The organism is Halomonas llamarensis (assembly GCF_023555005.1).
Classification (GTDB): Bacteria; Pseudomonadota; Gammaproteobacteria; order Pseudomonadales; family Halomonadaceae; genus Vreelandella; species Vreelandella llamarensis.
The window spans coordinates 28,212-54,974 of record NZ_JAMJPJ010000016.1 but is presented as its reverse complement, the minus strand read 5'-3'; the positions used below and the strand labels follow the sequence as shown (position 1 = coordinate 54,974).

Annotated in this window: 27 protein-coding genes and 7 tRNA genes; 17 read left to right on the top strand and 17 right to left on the bottom strand. The window is 56.7% G+C overall.

From position 1 onward, the window contains the following. Positions 1 to 25: 25 nt before the first annotated feature. Positions 26 to 4,849 carry an NAD-glutamate dehydrogenase gene (locus M8006_RS10960; RefSeq protein ID WP_250082106.1) on the top strand — a complete coding sequence of 1,608 codons (4,824 nt, stop codon included), beginning with the start codon at positions 26 to 28 and terminating at the stop codon, positions 4,847 to 4,849. Positions 4,850 to 4,949: 100 nt separating this feature from the next. Further along, on the top strand, positions 4,950 to 5,984 hold the full coding sequence (locus M8006_RS10955) for a quinone-dependent dihydroorotate dehydrogenase (RefSeq protein ID WP_250082105.1): 1,035 nt from the start codon (positions 4,950 to 4,952) through the stop codon (positions 5,982 to 5,984). 48 nt (positions 5,985 to 6,032) lie between these two features. On the opposite strand, the gene rmf is transcribed toward M8006_RS10955, so the two are convergent. Beyond that, complete coding sequence (gene rmf / locus M8006_RS10950) at positions 6,033 to 6,242, bottom strand: ribosome modulation factor (RefSeq protein ID WP_250082104.1); 210 nt, start codon at positions 6,240 to 6,242, stop codon at positions 6,033 to 6,035. A gap of 366 nt (positions 6,243 to 6,608) precedes the next feature. Between rmf and rlmKL the strand changes: the two genes are divergently transcribed. Both rlmKL and M8006_RS10940 read left to right on the top strand, forming a co-directional pair. Continuing rightward, positions 6,609 to 8,798 carry a bifunctional 23S rRNA (guanine(2069)-N(7))-methyltransferase RlmK/23S rRNA (guanine(2445)-N(2))-methyltransferase RlmL gene (rlmKL, locus tag M8006_RS10945; RefSeq protein WP_250082102.1) on the top strand — a complete coding sequence of 730 codons (2,190 nt, stop codon included), beginning with the start codon at positions 6,609 to 6,611 and terminating at the stop codon, positions 8,796 to 8,798. After that, positions 8,798 to 9,136 carry a glutaredoxin family protein gene (locus M8006_RS10940; protein WP_250082100.1) on the top strand — a complete coding sequence of 113 codons (339 nt, stop codon included), beginning with the start codon at positions 8,798 to 8,800 and terminating at the stop codon, positions 9,134 to 9,136. Before rlmKL ends, M8006_RS10940 begins: the two co-directional genes overlap by 1 nt. A 17-nt stretch (positions 9,137 to 9,153) precedes the next feature. Here M8006_RS10940 and M8006_RS10935 read toward each other — a convergent pair whose 3' ends face one another. Beyond that, positions 9,154 to 9,435, bottom strand: a complete 282-nt coding sequence (locus M8006_RS10935) for a hypothetical protein (RefSeq protein WP_250082098.1) — start codon at positions 9,433 to 9,435, stop codon at positions 9,154 to 9,156. A gap of 120 nt (positions 9,436 to 9,555) precedes the next feature. Between M8006_RS10935 and pdxB the strand changes: the two genes are divergently transcribed. After that, positions 9,556 to 10,713 carry a 4-phosphoerythronate dehydrogenase PdxB gene (pdxB, locus tag M8006_RS10930; RefSeq protein ID WP_250082094.1) on the top strand — a complete coding sequence of 386 codons (1,158 nt, stop codon included), beginning with the start codon at positions 9,556 to 9,558 and terminating at the stop codon, positions 10,711 to 10,713. Positions 10,714 to 10,756: 43 nt separating this feature from the next. On the opposite strand, the gene htpX is transcribed toward pdxB, so the two are convergent. From htpX to msrB, 4 genes are all read right to left on the bottom strand, one after another. After that, positions 10,757 to 11,662: a protease HtpX gene (gene htpX / locus M8006_RS10925; protein WP_250082092.1), complete on the bottom strand. Its 906-nt coding sequence runs from the start codon at positions 11,660 to 11,662 to the stop codon at positions 10,757 to 10,759. 88 nt (positions 11,663 to 11,750) lie between these two features. Beyond that, positions 11,751 to 12,998, bottom strand: a complete 1,248-nt coding sequence (locus tag M8006_RS10920) for a pyridoxal phosphate-dependent aminotransferase (RefSeq protein ID WP_250082090.1) — start codon at positions 12,996 to 12,998, stop codon at positions 11,751 to 11,753. 42 nt (positions 12,999 to 13,040) lie between these two features. Next, complete coding sequence (ylqF, locus tag M8006_RS10915; protein WP_250082089.1) at positions 13,041 to 14,009, bottom strand: ribosome biogenesis GTPase YlqF; 969 nt, start codon at positions 14,007 to 14,009, stop codon at positions 13,041 to 13,043. A gap of 103 nt (positions 14,010 to 14,112) precedes the next feature. Next, on the bottom strand, positions 14,113 to 14,511 hold the full coding sequence (gene msrB, locus M8006_RS10910) for a peptide-methionine (R)-S-oxide reductase MsrB (RefSeq protein WP_250082087.1): 399 nt from the start codon (positions 14,509 to 14,511) through the stop codon (positions 14,113 to 14,115). Positions 14,512 to 14,732: 221 nt separating this feature from the next. Here msrB and M8006_RS10905 point away from each other — a divergent pair. From M8006_RS10905 to M8006_RS10850, 12 genes are all read left to right on the top strand, one after another. Then, positions 14,733 to 14,808: transfer RNA gene (locus M8006_RS10905), tRNA-Glu, on the top strand. Positions 14,809 to 14,832: 24 nt separating this feature from the next. After that, positions 14,833 to 14,907, top strand: a tRNA-Gly gene (locus M8006_RS10900). A gap of 6 nt (positions 14,908 to 14,913) precedes the next feature. Further along, positions 14,914 to 14,989 (top strand) — tRNA-Glu (locus M8006_RS10895). 26 nt (positions 14,990 to 15,015) lie between these two features. After that, positions 15,016 to 15,090, top strand: a tRNA-Gly gene (locus M8006_RS10890). A gap of 16 nt (positions 15,091 to 15,106) precedes the next feature. After that, positions 15,107 to 15,182: transfer RNA gene (locus tag M8006_RS10885), tRNA-Glu, on the top strand. A gap of 21 nt (positions 15,183 to 15,203) precedes the next feature. After that, a tRNA-Gly gene (locus M8006_RS10880) sits at positions 15,204 to 15,278 on the top strand. Positions 15,279 to 15,451: 173 nt separating this feature from the next. Then, positions 15,452 to 16,417, top strand: coding sequence for an ABC transporter ATP-binding protein (locus M8006_RS10875; protein ID WP_250082086.1), 966 nt, complete (start codon positions 15,452 to 15,454; stop codon positions 16,415 to 16,417). After that, entirely contained in the window at positions 16,414 to 17,187 is a 774-nt protein-coding gene (locus M8006_RS10870) for an ABC transporter permease (RefSeq protein WP_250082084.1), read from the top strand. The genes M8006_RS10875 and M8006_RS10870 overlap by 4 nt, the downstream gene beginning before the upstream one ends. After that, entirely contained in the window at positions 17,184 to 18,020 is an 837-nt protein-coding gene (queF, locus tag M8006_RS10865) for an NADPH-dependent 7-cyano-7-deazaguanine reductase QueF (RefSeq protein WP_250082082.1), read from the top strand. The genes M8006_RS10870 and queF overlap by 4 nt, the downstream gene beginning before the upstream one ends. Positions 18,021 to 18,067: 47 nt before the next feature. Beyond that, positions 18,068 to 18,628, top strand: a complete 561-nt coding sequence (locus M8006_RS10860; RefSeq protein ID WP_250082080.1) for a nitroreductase family protein — start codon at positions 18,068 to 18,070, stop codon at positions 18,626 to 18,628. 29 nt (positions 18,629 to 18,657) lie between these two features. Next, the gene (locus M8006_RS10855; RefSeq protein WP_250082078.1) at positions 18,658 to 19,158 is read left to right on the top strand and encodes a YiiD C-terminal domain-containing protein; all 501 of its coding nucleotides are present in this window, start codon (positions 18,658 to 18,660) and stop codon (positions 19,156 to 19,158) included. A gap of 92 nt (positions 19,159 to 19,250) precedes the next feature. Continuing rightward, a tRNA-Ser gene (locus tag M8006_RS10850) sits at positions 19,251 to 19,338 on the top strand. Positions 19,339 to 19,419: 81 nt separating this feature from the next. Here the strand turns inward: M8006_RS10850 and M8006_RS10845 are convergent. The 11 genes from M8006_RS10845 to M8006_RS10795 form a co-directional block, all read right to left on the bottom strand. Then, complete coding sequence (locus M8006_RS10845; protein WP_250082076.1) at positions 19,420 to 20,595, bottom strand: Arm DNA-binding domain-containing protein; 1,176 nt, start codon at positions 20,593 to 20,595, stop codon at positions 19,420 to 19,422. 135 nt (positions 20,596 to 20,730) lie between these two features. Next, a complete protein-coding gene (locus M8006_RS10840) occupies positions 20,731 to 21,369 on the bottom strand; it encodes an antA/AntB antirepressor family protein (RefSeq protein ID WP_250082074.1) in 639 nt (212 codons plus the stop codon). Beyond that, the gene (locus tag M8006_RS10835) at positions 21,366 to 21,632 is read right to left on the bottom strand and encodes a hypothetical protein (RefSeq protein ID WP_250082072.1); all 267 of its coding nucleotides are present in this window, start codon (positions 21,630 to 21,632) and stop codon (positions 21,366 to 21,368) included. Before M8006_RS10835 ends, M8006_RS10840 begins: the two co-directional genes overlap by 4 nt. Before the next feature lie 270 nt (positions 21,633 to 21,902). Further along, the gene (locus tag M8006_RS10830; RefSeq protein WP_250082070.1) at positions 21,903 to 22,196 is read right to left on the bottom strand and encodes a hypothetical protein; all 294 of its coding nucleotides are present in this window, start codon (positions 22,194 to 22,196) and stop codon (positions 21,903 to 21,905) included. After that, positions 22,186 to 22,404, bottom strand: a complete 219-nt coding sequence (locus M8006_RS10825; protein ID WP_250082067.1) for a TraR/DksA family transcriptional regulator — start codon at positions 22,402 to 22,404, stop codon at positions 22,186 to 22,188. Before M8006_RS10825 ends, M8006_RS10830 begins: the two co-directional genes overlap by 11 nt. Positions 22,405 to 22,406: 2 nt before the next feature. After that, positions 22,407 to 22,802, bottom strand: a complete 396-nt coding sequence (locus M8006_RS10820) for a DUF7673 family protein (protein WP_250082065.1) — start codon at positions 22,800 to 22,802, stop codon at positions 22,407 to 22,409. Further along, complete coding sequence (locus M8006_RS10815) at positions 22,799 to 23,125, bottom strand: phage antirepressor KilAC domain-containing protein (protein WP_250082063.1); 327 nt, start codon at positions 23,123 to 23,125, stop codon at positions 22,799 to 22,801. Before M8006_RS10815 ends, M8006_RS10820 begins: the two co-directional genes overlap by 4 nt. 16 nt (positions 23,126 to 23,141) lie before the next feature. Beyond that, the gene (locus tag M8006_RS10810; RefSeq protein WP_250082061.1) at positions 23,142 to 25,823 is read right to left on the bottom strand and encodes a toprim domain-containing protein; all 2,682 of its coding nucleotides are present in this window, start codon (positions 25,821 to 25,823) and stop codon (positions 23,142 to 23,144) included. Positions 25,824 to 25,876: 53 nt separating this feature from the next. Continuing rightward, positions 25,877 to 26,257, bottom strand: a complete 381-nt coding sequence (locus tag M8006_RS10805) for a hypothetical protein (protein WP_250082060.1) — start codon at positions 26,255 to 26,257, stop codon at positions 25,877 to 25,879. Between the two features lie 40 nt (positions 26,258 to 26,297). Further along, the gene (locus tag M8006_RS10800; protein WP_250082056.1) at positions 26,298 to 26,543 is read right to left on the bottom strand and encodes an ogr/Delta-like zinc finger family protein; all 246 of its coding nucleotides are present in this window, start codon (positions 26,541 to 26,543) and stop codon (positions 26,298 to 26,300) included. Beyond that, a complete protein-coding gene (locus M8006_RS10795; protein ID WP_250082055.1) occupies positions 26,540 to 26,728 on the bottom strand; it encodes a hypothetical protein in 189 nt (62 codons plus the stop codon). Before M8006_RS10795 ends, M8006_RS10800 begins: the two co-directional genes overlap by 4 nt. Positions 26,729 to 26,763 lie beyond the last annotated feature (35 nt).

Below are 26,763 nucleotides of genomic sequence, written 5' to 3'. Positions count from 1 at the left end.
ACGGCCTTGGTAGTCGAGGTGATGGATGCATTACATTGCAATTGAAGAGAGTCGGCAAGATCTGCTCAAACAGCTACAGGAACGGCTACAATCGCGCTTAGAGCCAGCGAGAGCCGCCGCTATTGATGCGTTTGCACGGCAGTTTTATGCCACCGTGCCGGTGGAGGATTTGATAGACCGGCGCTTGGATGATCTTTATGGCGCGACGCTCTCGATTTGGCAGTTTTTGCAGCATCACGACCCCAGTCAGCCAAAAGTCAGCGTCTTTAATCCGGATTTTGAAGAGCACGGCTGGCAATCGACGCATACGTTTGTCGCCGTGTTGCATGAAGACATGCCGTTTTTGGTCGACTCGGTGCGCATTGAGCTCAACCGGCGGGGATTGACCGTGCACGCGATTCAAAACGCTGTCATAGCGGCAGAACGCGATGGCGACTATCAACTTCAACGCGTTACGGCGCCGGGCGATAACAATGCGCCAGCATCGCGTGAATCGCTGATTGTCATAGAAGTTGACCGCCATACAGACCAGCAGGCGCTGACAGACATAGAAGATAACTTGTTAGACGTGCTGCGCGATGTGCGCACCTCTGTGATTGACTACGAGGCCATGTGCGAGCGCACCCGCAAGACGATTCAGGAGCTTGAAAAGGTTTGCCCACCGCAAATTGACCCGGACGACCATGAAGAGGCCATCGCATTTCTTGAGTGGCTGGTAAAAGATAATTTTACCTTCCTCGGGTATGACGAATACACTTTGCAAGGCGGTGAACTCAAGCGCGATTCTGATAGCGTTCTCGGGGTTTTCCGTCTCGATCAACCGCGTTATTGCGAGCGGATTCGCTCTGAAGAAGGAGTCGATGAAGACGGCGGTTATGTGCTGATGCCGCAGCTTTTATCTTTCGCCAAAAGTGCCCATCATTCCCGCGTCCATCGCCCGACATATCCCGATTACATTACCGTCGACCGTTACGACGACGATGGCACTGTCATTGGTGAGCGGCGCTTTTTTGGCCTGTTTACCGCTACCGTCTACAACGAGTCGCCGCGTAATATTCCGCTACTGCGGCGCAAGTTGAAAGCCGTGATGGATATTGCCGGATTTAATCCACAGGGGCATAACGGCAAGCAGCTTCTACAAGTGTTAGAAGTGTATCCTCGCGATGACCTGTTCCAGATTGATACGGAATCGCTGGCGAGCACGGCTCTCGGGATTCTTAACATTCGTGAGCGCCGCCAGGTACGGCTGTTTGTGCGCTCTGATGTCAGCGGTAAGTTTTTCTCCTGCCTGATCTTTGTACCGCGCGATGTTTTCTCGACGGATTTACGCCAGCGGATTCAAAAACTGCTCTGCGAAGAGATGGATGCTCACTTTGGCGATTTTAATACCTATTTGTCAGAGTCGGTATTGGCCCGCATCCAGCTGATTCTGCGCTTTAATGGTGACCAGCCAGGGCAGTTCGATATCAAACGGCTGGAAAGCAAAATTGCGCTTCTCGCGCGTAGCTGGCGTGATGAACTGCAGTCGGCCATGGTGGAAGGCTTTGGCGAGGAGCAGGCTAATCGGTTGATGGACCGCTTTTGCGAGGCATATTCTGCCAGCTACCGCGAGGATTTCAGCGCCCGGACGGCGGTGTTTGACGTCCAACATCTGTTGGCGCTGGATAACGGTAACGATCTTGCCCTTTCGCTGTATCGCCCGCTCGAAGAGCAAGGTGGCGGTGTCAACTTAAAGTTATTCCATCGCGCCTCGCAGATTCCGCTCTCCGATGTGTTGCCGATGATGGAGAACTTAGGCCTGCGCGTGATCGGCGAGCGTCCGTATGAGATTAATGCGCCCAAGCAGCGTTATTGGATCCACGATTTCGAGCTTGAGCATAGCGGGGTCGATGTCAGTCTCAGCGACATGCGTGAGACGTTTACCGAAGCGTTTCAGCGTATTTGGGCTGGCGAAGCGGATAACGACGCTTTTAACCGGCTGATTATCGGCGCCAACCTTGATTGGCGCGAAGTGGCGATGCTGCGCGGTTATGCTCGCTATCTTAAGCAGGTCCGTTTTGGTATGTCGCAGAACTACATTGCCTCGACCTTGGCAAACTATGCCGGTATTACCTGCGAGCTGGTTGAGCTCTTCCGTTTACGCTTTGATCCTGAACGCACCGATAGGGATAACAGCGACTGTCTAGCGCGCATTAACGCACAGTTAGACGACGTATCTAGCTTAAATGATGATCAGCTGTTGCGTCGTTTTATGGAGCTGATTCAGGCCACGTTGCGCACTAACTATTACCAGCTCAGCGACAATGGACGTTTCAAGGACTATATCTCATACAAGCTAGAGCCTTCCAAGGTCACCGGGATGCCCAAGCCGCGCCCAGCGTTTGAGATTTTCGTTTGCTCTCCCCGTGTGGAAGGGGTTCATTTACGCGGCGGCAAGGTGGCGCGGGGTGGCCTGCGTTGGTCAGATCGCATGGAGGATTTCCGCACCGAAGTCCTGGGGCTGGTTAAAGCGCAGCAGGTAAAAAACGCCGTTATTGTACCAGTGGGCGCCAAAGGCGGCTTTGTCTGCAAACGCATGCCAGAAAATGCCGATCGTGAAACTCTGCAGAAAGAGGGGATCGCCTGCTATAAGACCTTTATCCGCGCACTTCTAGATGTGACCGACAATCTTGACGGAGGCCACGTTATACCGCCAAAAAACGTTGTTCGCCATGACGACGACGATGCTTACTTGGTGGTGGCGGCCGATAAAGGTACCGCAACGTTCTCGGATATTGCCAATGAAATATCCGTGGAGTATGGCCACTGGCTAGGCGATGCCTTCGCTTCCGGCGGCGCCAATGGTTACGACCATAAGAAAATGGGCATCACCGCGCGCGGCGCCTGGGAGTCGGTTAAGCGTCACTTCCGTAATCTCGGCCTAGATACTCAGCGAGAAGAATTTTCTGTCGTGGGTATTGGCGATATGGGTGGCGATGTCTTCGGTAACGGTATGTTGCTGTCAGACAAAATCCAGTTGGTAGGGGCATTCAATCACCTGCATATCTTTGTTGACCCGACGCCGGATGCCGAGGCCACCTTTGCTGAGCGCAAACGCCTCTTTGATATGCCGCGTTCCAGCTGGGAAGATTATGATCGATCCTTGATATCGGAAGGCGGTGGTATTTTCAGTCGTAGCGCCAAGTCAATTACGATCACCCCGCAAATGCAGAAAGCTTTTAGCATCACGCAATCGCGGTTGGCACCCAATGAGCTGATTCATGCGATGCTGCAAGCCAAGGTCGATTTGATCTGGAACGGAGGAATCGGTACCTACGTGAAAGGCTCGGATGAAACCAATGCTGACGTGGGTGATAAAGCAAACGATTCACTGCGTGTTAACGGTAACGAGCTCAATTGTCGTGTGATCGGTGAGGGCGGTAATCTCGGCTTTACTCAACGTGGGCGCATGGAAGCAGCGGCCAAAGGAGTTTATGCCTATACCGACTTTATCGACAACGCCGGTGGTGTGAACTGCTCTGACCATGAAGTTAATATCAAAATACTGATCGATGAAGTGGTCAAACGCGGGGATATGACCGAAAAGCAGCGTAACCAACTGCTGGCGGATATGACCGAGGAAGTAGCGGGCTTGGTGATTCTGGATAACTATCGCCAGACGCAGGCGCTGGATCTTTCCGCGCTAATATCGCAGCAAGGTATTGGGCCGTATCGGCGCTTTATTACCGAGCTTGAATCTGCCGGGCAGATTGATCGTGAGCTTGAATTTTTACCCGCGGATGATGTGCTTAAAGAGCGCACGGGCAGCAATCAAGGCATGAGGCTGCCAGAGCTTTCGGTGTTGATCTCTTACGCGAAGAGCACGTTGAAGGGGGATTTGATTACCTCTGATGTGCCCGATGATCCATATATTCATCGTCATCTAGAGCGCCTCTTCCCGAATGTGCTGGTGGAACGCTACAAGCAGGAAATGTACGACCATCGCCTGAAACGCGAGATCGTTGCGACCCAGGTAGCCAATGATTTAGTTGATCACATGGGCATCGTGTTTGCGCGCCGCTTGATCGACTCCACGGGCGCCGGGCGTGCGGATATTGCCCGCGCCTATATCGTTGCGCGCGATAGCTTTAACTTGCCGTCGCTATGGGCGGAGATCGAAGCGCTAGATAATCAGATCTCAAGCAAGGTGCAGTACAGCATGATGCAGGACCTGATGCGCATGATTCGCCGTGCCACACGCTGGTTCTTACGTCAGCATATGGGGCTTTCGACACAGGATACGGTGGAGTATTTCGCTCCGCGTTTAGCGCAGCTACAAGAAGGCATTGGTGAGCTCTTAAGTGGTGAGGAGCTGGATACGTGGCGCGTGCGCCGCGACGAACTATTGGACGCCGGCGTGCCTGACGCGCTGGCAGCAAGCGTAGCGGCAGCGCCGAGCTTGTATGCTGGCTTAGGTATTATCCAAGCAGCGCGCCTTGTCAACGAAAAACCCCAGCGTGTGGCTGAAGTGTTTTATGAAATCGGTAGCCGTTTGGAGCTACCGTGGATGATTCAACAGGTGACTCGGCTCGGCGTGCGTGACGCTTGGCAGGCGCAGGCGCGGGAAACCTTTCGCGATGATATCGACCGCCAGCAGCTGGCACTCACGGCCAGCGTGTTGAAGCTAGACGCGGGAAGCCGTACCCCTGAGGAGCGGGTGGCGCAGTGGCTTGAACAGCACGACAAGCTGCATGGCCGCTGGTGCCGTTTGATTGAGGAGGTACGTAGCGGTAGCGAAAGCGGCTTTGCGCTGTTTGCCGTGGCCGTGCGCGAGCTGGTCGACCTTGCTGAGAGCGACAGCGAAGCCTAACGGCTAACAGGGCCTCGATCAGCGATGCTTGAAGGTGCGGTGTGCGTTATAATCGCGCACCGCACCTTTTTGTTGTTTGGATATGTTGCTCGGAGCCCGAATGTACGATCTTGCCCGCTCGTTGCTGTTTCGCCTTGATCCTGAAACCTCTCACGGCATGGCGCTTAGTGCCCTGGAGGTGCTTAATCGTGCGGGTGGCGTTAAGCGCTTGGTAGGGCCGCGGGTGGATGACCCGGTGACGCTGATGGGGCTTACATTTCCCAACCGTGTTGGGCTCGCGGCTGGGCTGGATAAAAATGCAAAGCACCTTGATGCACTGGGGGCGATGGGCTTTGGTTTTATCGAAGTGGGCACCGTGACGCCCAAGCCCCAGCCGGGCAACTCGAAGCCGCGGCTTTTTCGCCTGGCTGAGCACGAGGCCATCATCAACCGCTTCGGGTTCAACAACGACGGAGTGGCGCATTTGGTTGAACAGGTGAGAAAGCGCCGTTTTGACGGCATTGTCGGTATCAATATCGGCAAAAATCTCACCACCGCCGTTGAGAATGCCTTGGATGACTATCTTGTCTGTCTGGATGCCGTCCACCCGCTGGCGGATTACATCACCGTCAATATTTCGTCGCCTAACACGCCGGGGCTTCGTACGCTGCAGTTCGGCGAGCAGCTCGATGCGCTGTTAGGGCCGATTCGCGAAAGGGCTACCACGTTGGATACAAGGCGTGGCTGCAAGGTACCGCTTCTGGTCAAAATTGCCCCAGACATGGACGCAGACGAGGTGGCGTTGGTGGCCAAAAGCATTGAACGTAATCACTTCGATGGCGTCATTGCGACCAATACCACCGTGGCGCGTGATGCCGTTCAACACGACCCGCAGGCGCACGAAGCGGGTGGGCTTTCCGGTAAGCCTGTTTTTGAAGCCTCCAATCGTATCATCCGGCTGTTGCGTAAGCACTTGCCAACACTGCCGATTATTGGCGTCGGCGGGATCGACAGTGCTGAGACCGCCCAGGCGAAAATAGACGCAGGGGCAAACATGGTGCAGCTTTATTCTGGGTTGATTTATCGCGGGCCCAAGCTTGTGGGCGAGTGTGCCAAAGCACTTAAAACGCAAGCAGCAAAAAGCCCGCTGGGCTAAGCGGGCTATGTTGATCCAATAAAGAGGATGAGGACAGATAAAAAAACGCTACGTCATGACCGTGGGATTTTTATGAATGCCTGAAACGCCCGTCATACTGTCCCATTGGTCACCGCGGCCTTCACGCCAACCGCTCATCCAGTATTCGCGTAAATTAATATTGTCACTGGGGCAGTCGTCTCGGGAGCGACCGGAAACACCTGCTTTGTAGCCGTGAACATAAGCCCGCTGGAAGCGGTCACGTTTCTGTCGTTTCATTGGCTAACCTCGTTATATGAAAGCCTTTGAGGGGAAACGGCCTGTTTTTTATTGGTGAAGACAAAGCCATTTCATGGTCGCTTGGCGTAACATAGCCGTGATAGCGGCGTTGCAAAAAAATAAAAAGCTGTATTTTCAGAACACACTCTTTTTTAGAACATAGTATTTGCAAACAGAATGTTGGGCACTCACGTGCTGAACGCACCGCTAGCTGACAGATAACTTTCAAAGTCACGCAAGCGTTTTGTGTAGCTACACCTTTATAGTTAGACCATGATGGGGTGACTTGTCGACCATCAAATTGTCATAAGACGTAAACTTTTTTGCCATATATAGGAATATTGCGCATTTAGCGCTGCCGCCACTATGACTGATCCAAGCCAAAGCAACGAATTAGACCTGCTGGTGACTTGCCCAAAAGGGATCGAGGGCCTGCTGGCTGATGAGCTAGCGAGCCTAGGTGCCACGCCTGGGAAAACCACTGTGGCCGGGGTTTTCGCCAGTGCCAGCCACGCGACGGCATATCGATTATGTCTTTGGTCGCGGTTGGCCAACCGCGTTATCGCGGTCATTTCACGCGAGCCGCTGGTGAGTACGGCAGAGCATCTGCGCGTTGTATCAACGCGTGTGCCCTGGGCGCGACATATTGCCCCGGAAAAAACAATCGCGGTCGATTTTCATGGCCGCAGTGAACACATACGCCATACCCGCTTCGGCGCACAGACGGTGAAAGATGGCGTCGTGGATGCGCTCTTGCTTGCAGGTCAGACGCGCCCGAATGTCGATACAAAAAAACCCGATGTGCGTCTATATGCTCACCTGCACCGGGAGAACCTAACGCTGGGAATCGACCTTGCCGGCGAAAGTCTGCACCGGCGTGGCTACCGCCGCGATGTGGGGCATGCCCCGCTCAAAGAAAACTTGGCAGCAGCGCTTTTGGTGCGTGCCGGTTGGCCCGAGCGTGCGAAAGCGGACGAGCCGCTGATCGACCCGCTTTGCGGCGCGGGGACGCTATTGATTGAAGCGGCGCTGATCGCTGCCGATCAAGCACCGAACTTACACCGCGAGCGATTTGGTTTTCACGGTTGGGCGCATTTTGACCGCGCCGCGTGGCAAGAGCTAACGCGTGAAGCCCAGGCGCGCGCGAGCATCGGGCGCAAACGCTGCAAAAATCAGCTGTTCGGCTTTGATCAAAGCCCCGCAGCGCTCTCGGCGGCCAAAGCCAACGCCATGCGTGCCGGTGTTCCTGCGTTGATTACGCTCACCGGCCAAGGCCTAGCAACGCTTGAAAGGCCTGCTGCGCTGGAGGGGGAACACGCCTCGAAAGGCCTTCTGATCACTAATCCGCCTTATGGCGAGCGGCTCGGTGAATTGCCCGAGCTGGTCACCCTCTACGCCACATTGGGCGAAAAGGTGAAAGCGGCGTTCCCCGGGTGGACGCTGGCGCTTTTCACCGGCAATCCAGATCTAGGCCACCGGCTGGGGTTGCGCGCCCATAAGCAATACGCGCTGAAAAATGGACCGCTGGATGCCAAGTTATTGCTGATGGACATTGCCGAGGCGGCTGACCCAGAAGTGCTCGACGAGGCCAATCACCCATCGCCGCGCGTGTCTGAAAACGCAGAAATGTTTGCCAACCGGCTGAAAAAGAACCAAAAACGGCTCAAAAAGTGGCTTAAACAAAGCGGCGAAACTTGTTATCGCCTCTATGACGCGGATATGCCCGAGTTTGCGCTGGCCATCGATGTATATGGCGATCGTGTCCACGTGCAGGAATACGCGCCGCCGCGCACGGTGAATGCCGCCCAAGCTCAAAAGCGTTTGTTCGATGCCTTGGAAGTGCTGCCTGACGTCTTGGAGATTGATCCGAGCCATGTTTATGTGAAACGCCGTGAGCGTCAAACTGGCAGCGCCCAATATCAGAAACGCGACGCCAGCGGCGAGCGCTTTAAGGTACAAGAAGGGCCGGCGTGGCTGTGGGTGAACCTGCGCGACTATTTGGATACCGGGCTATTTCTCGATCATCGGCCGGTGCGCCGAATGCTTCGGGAAATGGCTGAGGGTAAGCGCTTTTTAAACCTGTTCTGCTACACGGCCACCGCAACGGTGCACGCCGCCTTGGGCGGGGCGAGTGATAGCGTCAGCGTGGATATGTCCAATACCTACCTCACGTGGGCGCAGGATAACTTTACGCTTAATCAGCTCGACTCATCGCGCCACCGTGTTATGCGCGACGATTGTTTCCACTGGCTGGAAACGGCAAGCACAACGTTTGATGTGATTTTTATGGACCCACCGACGTTTTCCAACTCGAAGAAGATGCGCGAGACGCTGGATATTCAGCGTGACCATTCGCCGTTGGTGAACTTGGCGATGGCACGATTGGCCCCAGGCGGCACGTTAGTGTTCTCTAATAACCAGCGTCGATTTGTCCTTGATGAGGGTCTTGTTGAGCGCTTTGACGTAGAGGATATTTCCGCGCGCTCTTTCGACCCGGATTTCCAACGCCGCACTAACCTTCACCACGTCTTTTTGCTGCGCCATAAGGAGGCTTAATGATCCAGCTTTGGCTTTATACCACCTTAGGCTGCCATCTATGCGCGCAGTTAGAGGCGCTGGTGCATACGCTCGCTAATGACGAGGTGGCGCTGCGTCACATCGAAATCAGTGAGGACGACGATCTACTGGCGCGCTATGGCGTGCGCATCCCCGTACTGGCCGATGCCGAAGACGTTGAGTTGGATCGAGGGTTGGACCCCATGCGTTTGGGCGAATGGCTTAGGGCGCGCGGCTGGTTGGATGAAACCGCATTGGAAGCGCTGCTGGCGCCGCCGCCAGCGCCCAAGCCAGCAAAGCCTGCGTTTGAGCACAACGGGCGGCGTTACCTGAGTTGAGCGCTATCTTACAGCGGTTAAATAACGTCGATCAGTGATAGTTGACGCATGGCTTCTTGGCCTTCGGGGGTATCGTCGGTCACGTCTAGCACTTTGAGAAAACCGCGGGAATTCTGGATGGTGGCTTCGTCATCAAGCCACATCTGGGCTTGCTCCCGTGTGTCCGCCAGCTGGTGCTTCAAGCCACCAAACTGGGTGCCGATTTGGCCCCAGGCGCGGCTGAAAATCCAGTCGCCGAACATATCTTGGTGGATATGCACCAGGACGTAGTCATGGTCGGTTTCCCAACGTACGATCACTCAGTTACCCCGCTATTTTTAATACGTTATTTCACATCATCTTGCGCAAATACGTTAGTCAAAACGCATGGTTGCCCGTCAGTGGCGGCCACTATTGTAAATCGCCAGAGCCAAAACGCCATGAAACTTGTCGTCGATGCCAATATTCCCGCCGCTGATGCCTGCTTTGGTGCTTTCGGTGAGGTGATAAAATGCCCAGGGCGTGAGATCAGCGCCGAGCACCTGCGCGATGCGGATGCGCTGATCATCCGCTCCGTCACCCCGGTTAACGCCTCGCTGTTGGCTGAAAGCGCGGTGCGCTTTGTCGGCACCTGCACCATCGGCATTGATCACGTTGACACCCACTATCTTGCCGAACATGACATTGCCTTCGCCAGCGCTCCAGGGTGCAACGCTGAGGCGGTGGTGGATTATGTGCTCGCCAGCCTATTAACGCTTGCTGAACGACAGGGTTGGCGGCTTTTAGATCGCTGTGTGGGTATTGTGGGCGTGGGCAATGTGGGCAGCCGTTTGCAAGCCCGGCTCCAGGCGCTAGGGGTAGAGGTGCTGGCCTGCGACCCACCGCGCGCCGAGCGTGAGGGGGTGAGTGAGGGAAAGAGCGGCTTCACCTCCCTTGAAACGCTGATTGAACACTGCGATGTGCTCTGCCTGCATACACCACTGGTGAGCACCGGCCCGCATGCCACTCAGCATTTGCTGGATGCTGAGCGTATCACCGAACTTGCCCACGGCATGGTGGTGCTTAATGCCGGGCGCGGTGATTGTATCGACGGCTTGGCGCTACGTAGCCGCTTGGCAAGCCAGAACGATCTCACCGCCGTGCTGGATGTGTGGGAGAACGAACCCGCCATTGACGCCGCCCTTCACGACTTGGCGATGCTTGCGACCCCGCATATTGCTGGTTACAGCCTGGATGGTAAATTGCGTGGCAGTTTGATGATTCATCAAGCGTTGGCGGCGCATCTTGACCAAACGAGCGAGCTCACGCTTGACGATATTTGCCCGCCGCCAGCGTTGGCATCAATCACGCTGCAGCAGGCATTGCCAAGTGAAGACGCATTGCGGCTCTGCGCCCGCGCGGTGTATGACGTTCGCCATGATCACGAACGCCTGACGCGGGAGGCGCACGCACTGGGGCTGGCGAAAGGCTTTGATACGTGCCGTGCAAATTACCCGCTGCGGCGTGAGTTTTCGACGTTGACCGTGCGTTTGCGTGATGAGGCGCAGACGCTAGCGACCATACTAAGCGTTGCAGGGTTTACCGTGGTGTTGGCATAAAAACGCCCACCGGGTGGTGGGCGTATAAAGGAGAGGGCGCTATTTACTGACGGTAAGCGGCTTCTTTAAGGGCGCGAATGCGGTCATCCAGCCGCGGGTGGCTGGCGAACAGGCGCTCCATTAGCGAACGGGTTTGGCCTTTGGTAATTGCCATCGCGCGCAGGGTGTCGGGCATTTGGTCCGGCAACTCGGTTTCGGCCTTCAAGCGGGCGAGGGCGTTGACCATGGCGCCGGTGCCGGCAAGCCGTGCGCCGGCCTCGTCAGCGCGGTATTCGCGAAAGCGTGAGAACCACGCCACGATGGCTGAGGCGATAATCCCAAAAACGATTTCCGCGACGATAACCACGGCAAAATAGCCCATAAAGCCAAGGCCACCCTCGCCGTCAGAGCGGCTTTTCAAGAAGTTATCCACCAGATGCGCCACGACGCGGGCGAAGAACATCACGAAGGTGTTGACGACGCCCTGAATCAGCGCCAGCGTCACCATATCACCGTTGGCGACGTGGCCGATCTCGTGGGCCAGCACGGCACGTACTTCTTCGGGTTGCATGCGGTTTAAAAGGCCCGCCGATACGGCCACCAGCGCGTCGTCTTTGTTCCAGCCGGTGGCAAAGGCATTAGACTGCTGCGCGGGGAAAATACCGACTTCCGGCGTTTTGATGCCCGCCTCGCGAGCGAGCTCCGCAACGGTATCCACCAGCCACTTTTCGGTTTGGTTAGACGGGGTTTCGATAATCACCGTGCTGGTAGAGCGCTTGGCCATCCACTTCGAGATGAACAGCGATATCATTGAACCGGCCATGCCAAAGACAAAGCAGAAAATCAGCAGGCTAGTAAAGTTAATCCCTTGGCTACTTAGGTAGCTCTCCACGCCGAATAGGCGCAGGGTAATACTGGCCACCAATAAAATTGCCAGGTTAGTGGCTAAGAACAGCACAATTCGCATCATGTGGCGACATCTCCATAAAGCCCAAGTCAATAAGTCAGCGGTAGTAAAACGTAAACTTAGATACGTTCACGTACGCGGGGGTTCAAGATTATTGCCGATAGCGCGATAAAAAGTTGGCAAAACGGTCGAGTGCATCACCTAACTGATCAGCCCAGGGCAGCGTTACGATCCGCACATGATCCGCTTCCGGCCAGTTAAAGGCAGTACCTTGAACCAGCAAGATTTTCTCTTGCAGTAGCAAATCCAGCACCATTTTTTGGTCGTCCTGGATATTAAATATTTTCGGGTCGAGTTTGGGGAACGCATAAAGCGCGCCTTTAGGCTTGACGCAGCTGACACCGGGAATAGCGTTAAGCTTTTCATAGGTAATATCGCGCTGCGCGAGTAGGCGCCCACCGGGGAGAATCAGGTCGTTGATCGATTGATAGCCACCGAGTGCGGTTTGGATGGCGTGTTGAGCGGGCACGTTGGCACAAAGGCGCATCGAGGCTAGCATGGTCAACCCTTGGATATACCCGCTGGCGCGTTGCTTGGCGATCGACCCGGAAATGGTCATCCACCCGGAGCGAAACCCGGCGCAGCGATAGCTTTTGGAGAGCCCGTTCATGGTGATGACCAACTGGTCGTCATCGGCGAGCGCCCCGGTGGCGGTATGTTCCACACCGTCGTAGAGAATCTTGTCGTAAATCTCATCGGAGAACACCACCAGATTGTGTTCGCGGGCGATATCGAGCACCTCGCGCACGACGTCAGGCGGATAGACAGCCCCGGTGGGATTGTTGGGGTTGATCAGCACAATGGCGCGGGTGTGGCTTGTCACCTTGGCGCGAATGTCCGCCATGTCCGGTGCCCAATCGGCTTGCTCATCGCATAAATAATGCACGGCGTGGCCGCCGGATAGGTTAGCCGCCGCCGTCCAAAGCGGGTAATCCGGCGCGGGGATCAATACCTCGTCGCCATCATTCAAGAGCGCCTGCATGGCCATCACGATCAGCTCGGAAACACCGTTGCCGATGTAGATATCTTCAATGCCGACGCCGGGGATTTCTTTGCGCTGGCACTCTTGCATGATTGCCTTGCGTGCCGAATAAAGCCCCTTGGAGTCGCAGTAGCCTTGGGCTGTTGGCAGGTTGCGCATCACGTCTTGCAGAATCTCTTCCGGTGCTTCAAAGCCAAACGGGGCGGGGTTACCGATGTTGAGCTTTAATACGCGTTGGCCTTCTTCTTCCAGGCGTTTGGCGTGGTCGAGCACGGGGCCGCGAATGTCGTAGCAAACGCTATCGAGCTTATGTGATTTGTTAAGCAAAGGCGCCTCGTGAGGCTGTGGGGTGTCCATGTTATCGTTCCCAATCAGTGGTCGTTCCCAACGCTGACGGCATTAAGGCGCTGGCGGGGCATTCGGCTCGCTTGCCTCCGCGGGAGTTACATCAGCGTCAGGTGCTGGAATGTCGTGAGGCGTTTCTAGCGTAATTCGGCCCAGTTTGCCATCGCGCAGTTCATGCAGCAGCACTTCGGCACCACGGTGAAGGTCAACTTCGCCGCCGGGGCGCAAGCCGCCACGCTTGCTGGCAATGTCTTTTAAAATGGCGTAACCGTCAAAGCCCGCCAGCGCTAAGAAATCCGGGCGTTCTGGTCCATCGGCTTCAACGCTTGGCGGTGTTTCCGGCACTGTGTAGCGTGGCAGTGCTTTGAGTTTATAACGCGCTGTGAGCGCTTCTGGATAGCGCTTAGCCAGCTCGGCGCTGGTAATAATCCCGACGTCGATATACTCAATCGCCGTGTCACGGATCGCACCGCTAGCGGCCAGACGATAGGCGCTGGCCTGGTCTTCGATCTTGGGCCATAGCACGCCGGGCGTATCAATGAGCGCCACACGGCCATCGATACGTACTTTTTGCTGGCGCTTGGTAACGGCGGGTTCGTTGCCGGTCTTGGCAATTTTGCGCTTCGCCAGCCCATTAATCAGTGTCGATTTGCCGACGTTGGGAATCCCCATCACCATCACGCGGACATCGCGGTCAGCGCGTACCTCTCCGGCAAGCGTATGGCAAAGCTTAGGAATGCTTTTGAGCTCGCGGGCGTTGGTGGTGGTAATCGCGAGGGCGCGTGTATTGGGCTGAGCGTCAAAAAACGCGACCCAGTCGGCCGTGCGCTCAGGGTCAGCTAAATCCGCGCGGGAGAGAATTTTGAGCACCGGCTTGTGGCGCGTTAGTTCTGCCAGCATCGGGTTGGCGCTGGAGTAGGGCAGGCGCGCATCGAGCACTTCGATAACCACGTCGATTTCAGGCAGCGCGTCTTTAATCTGGCGGCGTGCCTTATTCATATGACCGGGAAACCAGCCGAGCATGAGGTTCTCCTGCGCAATGCGTTGTTAGTAATGCGGTGTCAGCATAAAAAACGGGCGACCATTCTAGCAGATGGCGCCCGCTTTGCCGGATTAACCGATAGCGTTATTCGTCGGCGTGAAACTCTATAGCCACCGAGTTAATGCAGTAGCGAAGCCCCGTGGTGTCCTGTGGCCCGTCGGGAAACACGTGACCGAGGTGGGCGTCGCAATGCGCGCATAGGACTTCTGTGCGTACCATGCCGTGGCTCTCGTCGGTGTGCTCTTCCACGCGTTGGCTGCCTAGCGGGCGGTCGAAACTCGGCCAGCCGCAGCCCGCATCAAATTTATGCTCGTTCTCAAACAGAGGCGTATGGCAACACACGCAGTGGTAAATACCTTGAGCATCACTCACTTTACAGTCGCCGGTAAAGGGGCGTTCGGTGCCTTTTTCACGGGTGACACGGTACTGCTCTGGAGTGAGCTGGTCGCGCCATTGTTCAGGGGGTTTTTCTACTTTGGCCATATTATGACTCCTTATTATAACGGCAAGCGATTAGCGCATTCGCCATGCCGGTGAAAGTCGTGCTACTAGACATTGAGTGCTATCAGTCGGTATGAATTTCAAGATACGTGTTATGCATCTCAGCATGTGTGATCTTAAACGGGGACGCCAGCAAAGATTGAGGCTTGACAGTGTTTCATCCGCTGATTACTATACGCGCCACCTCGACGAGGCAATGCAGTGTCCCATTCGTCTAGTGGTCCAGGACACCGCCCTTTCACGGCGGTAACAGGGGTTCGAACCCCCTATGGGACGCCACTTAAATCGTTAAGGTATCGGAGTGCGGGAATAGCTCAGCGGTAGAGCATCGCCTTGCCAAGGCGAGGGTCGGGAGTTCGAATCTCCTTTCCCGCTCCAACGTGTGTCCCATTCGTCTAGTGGTCCAGGACACCGCCCTTTCACGGCGGTAACAGGGGTTCGAACCCCCTATGGGACGCCAATCCGATGGCGAGATAACTGAATTAAGCGGGAATAGCTCAGCGGTAGAGCATCGCCTTGCCAAGGCGAGGGTCGGGAGTTCGAATCTCCTTTCCCGCTCCAGTTCAGTATCCAATACGTCCCATTCGTCTAGTGGCCTAGGACACCGCCCTTTCACGGCGGTAACAGGGGTTCGAACCCCCTATGGGACGCCAGCTCGCTTCATTTCTTGCGCTGCGGGAATAGCTCAGCGGTAGAGCATCGCCTTGCCAAGGCGAGGGTCGGGAGTTCGAATCTCCTTTCCCGCTCCAAGCGCCCTCCCAAATTATTGTTTTCTGATTTATCGTGATTCTTATCTCGGTAGGCCAAGAGCCTAGCGAGTATTGTGCATTGGTGCGGCATGGCCTTGAAAACAAGCGAGCTGCCCTTATATCACTTCCTTATAAAAGTCTTTATTTTTCTTTTTTGCTGACAGGACATGTTCATGGCCGAACCGGCATTGTCGATCCGTGGGCTGACCAAGGTCTACGGCAATGGTTTTCATGCGCTGAAAGGCATTGATTTAGACGTCCAGCAGGGCGATTTTTTTGCCTTGCTAGGCCCCAATGGCGCGGGAAAATCGACCACGTTAGGTATTGTTTGCTCGCTAGTGCAAAAGAGCGCTGGAAAAGTCACGATCTTTGGTATCGATATTGATCAAGATTTTGCCAAGGCGAAGTACCAATTGGGCGTGGTGCCGCAGGAGTTTAACTTCAACCAGTTCGAGAAAGTGATCGACATCGTGCTGGCGCAGGCAGGGTACTACGGCATGACGCGCCGCGAGGCGCTGCCCCGGGCAGAAAAGCTGCTGTCTGATTTGGGCCTTTGGGATAAGCGCAACGGCAGTGCACGGATGCTCTCAGGCGGGATGAAGCGCCGTTTAATGATTGCGCGCGCGCTTATGCATCGCCCCAAGCTCTTGATTCTTGATGAGCCCACCGCAGGGGTTGATATCGAACTGCGCCGTAGCATGTGGGAGTACATGCGCCGCATTAATCGCGATGAAGGGACAACGATTATTCTCACCACGCATTACCTGGAAGAAGCGGAGAGCCTTTGTCGCAATATCGCGATCATTAACAATGGCGACATTATTCGTAACACCAATGTGCGTGACCTGCTTGCCGAGCTCGATACCGAAACCTTCCTGCTGGATCTTGCGCACCCGCTAGAAGAGGCGCCGGCAGTGGAAGGGTTCGAACTCAGCTTGACCGAGCCATCGCAGCTTTCGATGGTGATTCACCGCGGTCAGCAAATGAACGATGTTTTCGCGGCCTTGAGCGAGCAAGGTATCAACGTGGTCTCGATGCGCAACCGCGCCAATCGACTGGAGGAGATGTTTGTGTCGATGGTAGAAAGCGGCCAAAGCGCCATCGATGATCAAACGCAAAGCAAGGAGGCGCGCGCATGAATGCTACGCAAACGCTGATCGCCCTGTGGACGCTAGTGGTGAAAGAGATCAAGCGCTTTACCCGCATCTGGCCGCAAACGCTTTTACCGCCGTCCATTACGATGGCGATGTACTTTATTATTTTTGGCAACTTGATTGGCTCGCGCATCGGGGCGATGGATGGGTTCAATTACATGGACTTCATCGTCCCAGGGCTAATCATGATGGCGGTGATCACCAATAGTTATTCCAACGTTGCATCCTCTTTTTTCTCTAACAAGTTCCAGCGTTCGATTGAAGAAATGATGGTTTCTCCCATGCCTAACTGGGTGATCCTCTCAGGCTTTGTGCTAGGGGGGATGGCGCGTGGCTTGGGGGTTGGGCTGATCGTGACGGTGGTATCACTGTTCTTCACTCGCTTGAGTATGGAGCATCCGCTATTGACCGTGTTGGTCGTTGTGCTGACGTCGGCGCTGTTTTCCGTTGGCGGTTTCATCAACGCGCTGTTGGCGAATAAATTCGATGACATTTCGATTGTGCCGACGTTTATTCTGACGCCGCTGACTTACCTAGGCGGGGTTTTCTACTCGATCTCGATGCTGCCGGATTTCTGGCAGGGCGTATCGATGCTCAACCCTATTCTCTACATGGTCAATGTCTTCCGCTATGGCTTCTTGGGTGTGTCGGATATCCCCGTCGGCTGGGCATTGATGGCCATTTTGGGCTTCATCGTGGTGCTCTTTACTGTGGCACTTCAAATGTTAGCGCGTGGGAAAGGGATTCGCTCATGACGCATCACCGCCCTGAAACCCTAAAGAACGCCCCACTTGGACGTGAATCGGCTTACCCGGAACATTACGACGCCGGGCTTTTGTATCCGATAGCACGCGCGACCAACCGTGCGCCGTTGGGCATTGACGATACCCGCCTGCCCTTTATCGGCGCCGATGAGTGGCATGCGTTTGAAATGTCATGGCTTAACGCCCGCGGCAAGCCGGTGGTGGCCGTGGGGCGTTTCACGCTACCCGCGGAATCGCCCCACTTAATTGAATCCAAATCCTGGAAGCTCTACCTCAACAGCTTTAACCAAACACGCTTCGCCAGCCGGGACGACGTCGTGCAAACACTGACACGTGATCTTTCACGCGCGGCGAGGGAGAGCGTTGGCGTTGAGCTGTTTGGCGTTGACGACGCTGAACTCATGCCGCAGCGCTTGCCCGGCAAATGCCTGGATGCGCTTGATATCAGTGTGGATGACTACACGCCTAGCGCGTCATTGTTATCGGTTGGCGAAGACGTCGCTGAAGAGACGCTCTACTCACACCTGCTCAAATCCAACTGCCCAGTAACTGGCCAGCCTGACTGGGGGAGTGTGCTGATTCGCTATAAAGGCCCTAAAATCGATCACGAAGGGCTTTTGCGCTATGTGATTAGCTACCGTCAACATCAAGACTTTCACGAGCACTGCGTTGAGCATATCTTTACAGACCTCATGCACTTCGCAAAACCCGATGCGTTATTGGTGCTGGCGCGTTATGTGCGCCGTGGTGGGCTGGATATTAGCCCCTGGCGGGCAACGCCTGGTTTAGCACCGCCGCACCCGCTGCGTCTGGCAAGGCAGTAAGTCACTGCGCTACAGTAAGTCACTAACATAACGGTTTGGAGCCAATAATGGACGCACTCACGCTACTGCGCCAACGCAGTTCCATGGGCAAATTGATGGCCCCAGCCCCATCGTCCGAGCAGTTAAGCGCGATCTACCAAGCGGCGTTGCGCGCCCCGGACCACAACGAACTGCGCCCTTGGCGCTTTATCGAATTTAGCGGGGAAGGGCTTGAGCGTTTGGGCGAGCTGTTTGCTGAAGCGGAATTTCAAGAAGACCCGCACGCCTCGGATACCACGCTAAACGCGGCACGCAAAAAGCCACTTCGTGCCCCTATGATTATCGCCGTGGTGGCTAAAGTAACGCCCGAGGTACCCAAAGTGCCCAAAATCGAGCAGGTGATTTCGGCGGGCTGCGCGGCACACGGCATTCTACTTGCCGCCCACGCGCTAGGCTTTGGCGCTATGTGGCGCAGCGGCAAATACGCCTTCGACCCGGTAGTGCGTAAAGGGCTGCGTTTAGCAGATGACGACGAGGTGGTGGCGTTCATTTACCTTGGTACACTTGGTGGGCGCCACAAGCCTGTGCCGGAACACGACGTGGACGACTTTCTCGAACGCTGGGAATAATGCACAAGGGCGACAAGGCAGGGTTTGGCATGACAACAGCTCGGCAACCAGGGGTTCCTCATCCGCGCCTACCGCTGCCGGAAGGGCGGGAAGATCTGACGGCTTTTCAGCAATGGTTAGGCGAAGCCATCCCGATGGTAAATGCCCTCGGCATTAAGGGAATGGCGCAACAACATGACACGCTGATATGGGAGCTTGCGTTAACGCCAAGCCTGAACGACAAAGGTACTGGCTTTGGTGGTGCGTTAACCGCGCAAACCACCCTCCAGGGTTGGTGCTGGGTGACGCTATGGCTGCGGGCACAAGGCATCTCACGAGATGTGGTGGTCGCTGAAGCCAGCCAGCGCTTCCTTGCCCCGGTAACCGATGATTACCGGCTTGTCTGCACTCCAATCGAACCCGAAGGCCCGGCAAAACTCGCCGCTAAACTTGAGGAACGCGGCAAAGGGCGTATTGCGCTCACACAGCAACTTTATTGCGGCGAGACCCTTTGCTTAGAAGCTAACGGAAGCTACGCAGTACTCCCTTAAATCGTGAAAAAGCTTGCTATTTCGCCACTTAGGCAATAGTATATGTGCCGTTCTGTTGCTAAAGGCGCTGCCTTTCAACAGGGTAAAAAGACGGAGGGGTGTCCGAGTGGTCGAAGGAGCGCGCCTGGAAAGCGCGTAAGCCGAAAGGCTTCGAGGGTTCGAATCCCTCCCCCTCCGCCAGAGATTTTAAAAGGCGAATCAAGCACTTAGCTTGGTTCGCCTTTTTCGTTTCCGGCTCTCAGGGACTAGCTTGGGACTGGCTTACGTTTCACGCTTAACTTCCAGAGCAGTTTCCACCAGCGAGTTGATGTCTGGCCCGTCCTCAGAAATCCATCGCCCATAGTGCTTGTAGATCATCGCTGGCGAAGTATGCCCCATCTGCTCAGCTACCCATTGTATGGGCGCGACCCCGGTGCTCAGGAGTTGGCTTGCATAGGTATGCCGGCACTGACTTGGCCCGCGATACCGCACGCCAGCCCTCTCCAGGTGATGCTTAAAGAAGCGATCGCGAATCCCTGTGTCGCCATAATGCGGCCTGCCTGTGTTTGAATTCAGGAACACGAAGCGCAGGTCGGCTTTGCGGACAGTGGTGTTGTCTCGGTCGATTATTTCAATCGGCTGCGGTGCAAGGTGGCTGGTCAATACCCACTGACGCTGCAGCGCCTGCCGGGCTGGCTTAAGTAGCCGCTTTTCACGCGTGGAGCGCCTGGTCTTTGTGACACGATAGGCATTGCGGAACTGTCGACGCCGATAGCGAATAATCCCGCGTTCCAGATCAATAACATCTTCCCACGCCAACCCCATTGCCTCGGATAGGCGAGGGCCATCCCAGATCATGAATTCAATCATGTTGAGCTCCTGCACGCGTTTTGTTGGCGTGGTGAGGATGCATTCGATCTCGTGACGGCTGAAAGGATCAGGGTCTTCAGGATCTGGCAGCCGCACCTGGACGCCCTGCGTCGGGTCATAGGCTTGGCGATGCTGAGAGCAGTAAAGGCGGTATATCTGACGCAAGATAGTAACGATCTCCTTGATCGTTTTGCTGGCCAGCGTTCTTGGCAACTCGCTTTTTACCCATGTCTGGAGGTCGATGGGACTCACCTGGTCGGCCTGCACTTTGCCCCACCGAGGACTTATATGACTTTTCACCTTGCTTCGATAGCTCCGCAGCGTCGTGTCGGCGACATCGTTTTCGATGATACCAAGCCACAAGTCCGCATAGTGGCCCACTGTATTGATCGCCAGCCGCTTAGAACCGGGGAAAAGTCGGGCGTAGTCGAACGTCCCCATCCGGATCTCGTGGTCGATCGATGCCGCCAGGCGCTCAGCGTGGGCGATGTTATCGCTAGTGGCTGAACCGACCGGTTCTCGGCATTTTTCACCCTTGAATTGGAAGTAGACGCGAACCTTGCCGCCACGCACTTCAACACCTGCCATGATGATTCCTTTTAGCTGTATTTCTGCACAGCCTAAGTGAGGTTATAAAAAATTGGCAGGGGAGGGATGCACGGTGGTTTTCTTATACCGTTAGTTATCTATAGGCAGGAACCTCCCTGAAGGGAGGCAAAGTGACTATTGATGTGAGAGGGATAGGCGCTGCTGGCTGCCTTCCCAGACTTCCAGCGGTTCGGTGGGAATGCCGATGGTGTTATTCACCTGGCGAAGGGCGCAATGCAGATTGAAGCGCTCACGCGGATGGTCACAGCGGGCCAGCTCGCGGGCAAGCGTGCGGCTTTGCTCCTGGAGGATCAGCAGGTAGCGGAACTTCGGCGTGTCCTTGATGCGCTTGCGCACCTGCTCGATGGGCTGCACCTCGGTAGCCTGCTGCTGAAGCAGTTCAATCGCCTGGCGTTCACGCTGTATGAAGTAGCGGCGTACGCGGCGCCCCATGGCGTTGTTTTCGATCATCGCCAGCTCTTTGGCCATGTCGAGCGTCAGGTGATATTCAACGCGGCCTTGCTGGCCGAAGTTTTCGGCGTAAGTGATTGATTCCAGGGCTTCCCCATTTTGGGAGGCGGTTTTATGGCCCATCCCAGGTTGCATTTTATGAACGATGAAGTCCAAGCCCTCTTCAAATTCATATTGTTCGATACGCTCTTGTATCCAGGTCGTGAACCGGCGGCCCACTTCCAGGAAGTCATGAAGGTCGCGTGCGTTGCACAGCAACTGCTGGCTGTCGGCTGTGAAAACGGGAATCAGATGGCTGTTCATTGGGCATTCTCCAAGAGGCTGAGGTCGGCGGCGTGCTGGGTGCGGGCCATCTGGGTGACGACTTCATCGGCCCACCAGGCGTCCCGCACGGTGATGCGTAGCCGATCAGCGGCGAGGGTAATGGGGTGATCGCTAGGCAAGTCGCGGCTCAAGCGGTTGAGTTCGACCAAAGCGTTGACCAGGCTGGGCATGTGGTGTTCGGGCAAGGCGCGCCAGTGGCGCAGCGGGCGAGGGTCGAGAGTGATCGGGGTGGGGTGATTCATGATGGATCTCCTTATTCGATTAGGAGTCCGCTACCTCGTCGCCAAACGATGGAGGCGGACCGTACGCGGGTTGGCGAACCGGGGAATAAGGAACCCGGCAGACCCGAAGGTCTCCCACGCACGGCCCGCCATAACTACCCGGTAGGCACAAAAAAAGCGCCGGTAGGGTAAGGGGCGCTGTGCGCCTTATTCATCTCGGGTCGCCAAACCCGGCCACGGATTGTGCCGTGACAGGGTTGAGATTAGCAGCGTGTTGAATCGTGTGCAAGTTCACGGCTCGGCCTGCGAGTGATAACGCCACTTGCCGAATCGTTGTTGAATGGTGCGGAAAGTGGCGGCCGCCTGGGCGTTGTGGTCCAGCTCGGCACGACTCTCGATATTGCACGCCGCGCACAGCCAGTCGCGGGCATCGTCAGCGTTGTGGGTGCCATCTGGCAACTGGGCCACGCTCATTCCATGTTTGTAACGACGCCGCTTGTCTAGATAGAGCTGAAACGCCCGGTCCTGGCAAAGCATCGCTGCCGATCGGGCCAGCTTGCCGCCTTTGGTTTGTTCAGCGCACATGCCGCCTCCGTTTTTCACGAATACCCTGGCACTCGATACAGGTGACAGCCCAGGGCGCCGCCTTGCGGCGCGCCTGGGGAATTTCATAGCCGCAGTCATCGCAGGTGGTGACAGCCATATCGATTCCTATCCAGCGGGGGCGCTTGGCCAGCGCCCCCTCCAGCCGGTTTTGCATCATTTCGCTGGCAATATCGGCGTTGTCGGCCATGGTTAGGGCTCCTTTTTTTCAATAGCGGCAAAGTCCTGCATCAGCTGGTCGCCACCAGGTGTGTACTCATGGGGCTCATTAAGGGCGTAGAGGCTCCACTCGATCACGGTGAGCGCGGCCTGCTGCAGCTCGCGATCGATGACGCGCAGGCGGGTCAGTTCCAGCGGCCAGACGTAACTGTTGTAAATGGAAAGCAGAATGCGGCGGCAGTGCTGGCTCTGACCGGTGTCGCCATTGGCGACGCTGGCGAGGCGCTTCCAGGCATCAGGGCCTTTGAGCTCTAGCTCGCTCGCTTTCCGTTCGTCTTCGTCCTCGGCGTCGAGCATTGCCTCCAGGGCTTGATGGTTGCGCTCGCTCAGGCGAGCGGAAAGGTTGGGCATGCTTGATTTATGGGTCATGACAGACTCCTTACGTGCTGCGGGTTATGTGCCTCGCGTGGGTATGGCAGGCGGGCCAGTTGGATGCCGAGCTTGTTGGCGATGTGGTCAAGCCCAGCGTCGGTAAATTCGGTGCGGCCGTAGTGTGTCCAGCCACAAATGGGGTGCCAGTAAGTGCCGGTGGCCACCACCAACAAACGGGCGTTACCCCGGTAACCGCCGGCGGGCAGGTTGTCATCGCCAAGGATCTCGGCGTCCCGCAGCTGCCGGGCTAGGGTGTTGCGCCCGGTGTTCAGCAGGGCGGCGGCTTGGTCCAAGGTGTAGGTGCGGTGGCGTTGTTGCATGGCAATGGCTCCTGGCTTAACGCTGGAAGATCCAGCACTTCACGCTGGCCCCGTTTAAGCGAACGTGGCTTCTCACGGTGCGGTTGGAATCCACAAACTTGCGGGTCTTGCTGCTTTTCAGGTAGCGCTTGAGCTCGCGCATATCCGGCACCCGCAGCTTGTATTCGCCGCAGGTGCGCTCGAAGTCTTTAAGGTTGATGGCGATGTAGTCGCCCTGGCCGCCGTAGTGGTCCAGCGCAGGCTCTGCCCGCAGGCCCTCGATGTAGTCGAACGCCTCCCAGAACTCCGCCACCATGGGGTGGTCGGCATTGATCGACTGCTGGCGTTCGCGGGCCATCTCCTGGATGTGGCCTATCGCCATGGTGATGATCTGGTCATCGAAAAGATTCAGCGCTTGCGGGCCTAAGCACTCCACAAGGGCCATCAGTTGGCCATGACACTTGGCGATGCGTAGCGCTTTGATTTCCGGGTCTTGGCCCATCTGGTTGGCGTATTCGCGGCCACGGGTGGTGATGTGCTCCAGCAGCGTGGCTTCCTGGCGGGCGACGGTGAGCGCGAACTGGCTTACGTGTTCCAGCTCGGTCTTTTCCAGGGCCTCTGCCAGCTCTTTGGTCTGTTGGGTCTGGCCTTCGCGGCTGAAGTGCAGGTGGCAGATACGGGTCTGGATGGCTTCACCCGCTTGAACGGGGGCGTTCTGGCTGATCACGATGCTGCCGCGAAAGGGTGGCTCGTAGGTGTCGTTGCCTGAGTTCTTCACGCCCCGGGCACGGATTGAGCGGCCGTTAAAGGCGGTTTTGAGTTCGTCCCAGTCGAACTGCTTTTGCTTGACGCCGCCTTCCTGCTCGCGGTCGGACTCGATCAGCACCACCGGCAGGTTGCTCACCTGGGCAAAGTTACGTGCCCGGGCTGGCATGGTGGCCTTGGAAGGGTCGAAGCCCTCGTAATCGCGGCGGCCCACCAGCTTCCACATGAATTCGATCAGCGTGCTTTTACCCGCGCCGGCGTCGCCGACGATTTCCAGGAACGGGAAGCTTCCCATCTCTGCGCGGATCTGTTCGGCGAGCAGGCTGCCCAGCCAGTACGCCAGCGCGATCACCCCACGAAGGCCAAAGGCCCCGTAAAGCTGGCGTGTCCAGGCGGTAGAAAACTCCTTGGCCTCTGGGTTGATGTGCAGCGTCACCGACTGGCTGAGGGTTTTCAGGTGCCGGCGCGGGCCGATCTCGAAATAGTCCTCGCTGTTGATCGGCACTACCCGGCCACCTGATACAGCCAGGTCGCCGAACACGTAAGCGCCGTGCTCTTTGCTGTAGCCGATAAAGTCGATGGTCTCGACGGTTTTGATGTTGCCGATCTGGTCTTGCAGCAGCTGGTCGAGCTGCTGGCTTGTGCCTGTCCACATCGCCCCGGGGGCGACGCCGAGCAGGCGCTTTTTGTACTCGCTGGCACTGGCCAGTTGCCCACCGCTAAAGGTGTTTTTGATCGGCGCGCGGCCGTCGGGGAATTCCACGCGGTAGTAGTACCAGCTCTCATCGGTGACCTTGTTGGCCTGGTAATACAGCGCCGTGGGGTAGCAGGTGCAGATCTTCTTCACGCTGCCGGCTTGCTCCAACGCCGCATCACGAATAGCCGGGTTGATGCTCTGCTGGTCGCCACCGTCTTCGCCTTCGGCGCGTACTGCACGGTCGAACGCTTCCAAATCAAGCTTGAACCACCACAACTGCGCGCGGTATTCAAACCAGAACTCGCGGCGCTCGGTGCGCTTGTACATGATCAGCGCTTTGGCCATGGGGCTTTCCGCCAGCAGCAGCGCGCCGTGATAGCGGTAGGTGGCCAGGTGCTTCTCAGAAAGCTCGCCGCGCTGGTGGGCATCGTTCCAGTCGCGTTGGCCGCTGCCTGGCAGCTGCGCCGCCTGGCATTCCCAGCCAGCGGCACGGGCACGCTCTACATGCTTTAGCGTGCCCTTTTGCCCGGCGCGGTTGCTATCCAGTGCCCACACCAGGGTGGGGCGGCTAGTGCCTGCCTGGTGGGCGGCATCTGACAGGGTGTTCAGGGCGTCTTCGGGGTAGTTGCCGCAGCTCATGGCCGAGACGGCCGCGATGCCGTGGTGGTAGAGGGCGATGGCATCGAAAATGCCCTCGACAATCCACACCTCTTCGGCCTCCACAAGATCGGCGGGGGTGAGCACCGGCGGGCACCACCATTGGCCTTTGTAGCGGCCAACGAAATTGGCCTTCTGTTTGCCAAAACGCTCGGGGTTGTCGAGCAGGCGCTCCCAGTACGCGCCGCCTGGCAGGGTAAAGCGCACGGTGGCGGTACCGCCGATCTGCGGCTTCCAGAAGCTCTCCTGGGTGTACCAGCCGTGAATTTTTTCCAGATCAAAGCCACGGCCATCGCGCAGGTAGCCATCGGCCACCGGCGTAGCACTGGCGGGTTTTTCATGCGCCGGTTGCTCAGGGCGAGGCGCGTAACGCTCGCTCCAGGAAGCGAAGTACTCTGGGAACAGCTCTTTCACGTGCAGCTGCGCACCGCAGTTGTTTTCCCGCCCGCACTTAAGCATCCACGGCGCGTCAGCGTTGATATAGGCCTCACGCTTACCGCACTCGGGGCAGCGAACCTTTTGCAGGTAGGCCCCGTTCTCCCTGGCCTCGAAGTCGCCGAGCAAGCGCGCGAGGATGTCCTGGCGTAGCGATGGATTCACGCTCGCCCTCCTTAATTGCTTAGTGAAAAACGCGGCTGGGTAACGCGGTGTTATCAGTGCTCAAGCATCAGCAGCTTGCCGGTGACGCTGTTGCCGCACTGCAGGTCTTGGCCATCGAGCAGGCGACGCAAGTCGCGGACGGTTAAGGCAATGCGCTGCCCTGCGCGGTTGGTGATGACCACGGCGTGGCTGGTCGTTGAGGCAATGTCGATGGTGCCGCGCGCATTGACGGATTCCATCTCGGCCAGCGCCTGGAAGGCTGCGTTCTCGGCGCGGTGGCGTGGCATGTCGTGCGCATCGCAGAGATAGTCAATGCAGTCGTCAAGCGCTTCATGGCGCGGCCAATCGCGGTGATTCCACAGCCGGGCGATCGCGACGTTCTCGCTATCCAGTGGGCAAAATTTGGCTTGGCGAATCGGGGTAACGGTTCCCATGGTGTTCTCCTGTTTTATTGGCTGGTTTTATTGGCTGGTTTTATTGGTAGTTGGCCATCAGCTGCTCGAGCAGCTCGCGGCGGCTTTTCGGCTCAAGCGGAATATCGACGGCCGGGCTAGGCGTGCGGCTTGGCACGGTGGTCGTGGCGAACTCCACATAAATCTTGCCGGCCCAGCCACAGGCCGGGCTGATGCACTGGGCGTACACTTCGTAGAACACCGGCGCCGGGCGCTTGCTGGTACGCGTGATCGCGCCTTCTTTGCAATGGGGGCAATAAATTTTCACCGGTCCTTCTCCTTAACTTCATAAAGCGCACGTCCTCGGCCGGTTAAGCCCTGCGTGCCACGGCGAATACGTCGGCGCAGTAGCCACTCCGCGGCTTGTTCTCGGGTCTCAAGGCATTGCTGTTCGCACACGGTGTCGAGCACGAACTTGGCTTGTTCATCCAGCTCTATTGGCTGTTCCGGCATGGGGTACCTCTAATGCACGGTGGTTGTGGGGCTTT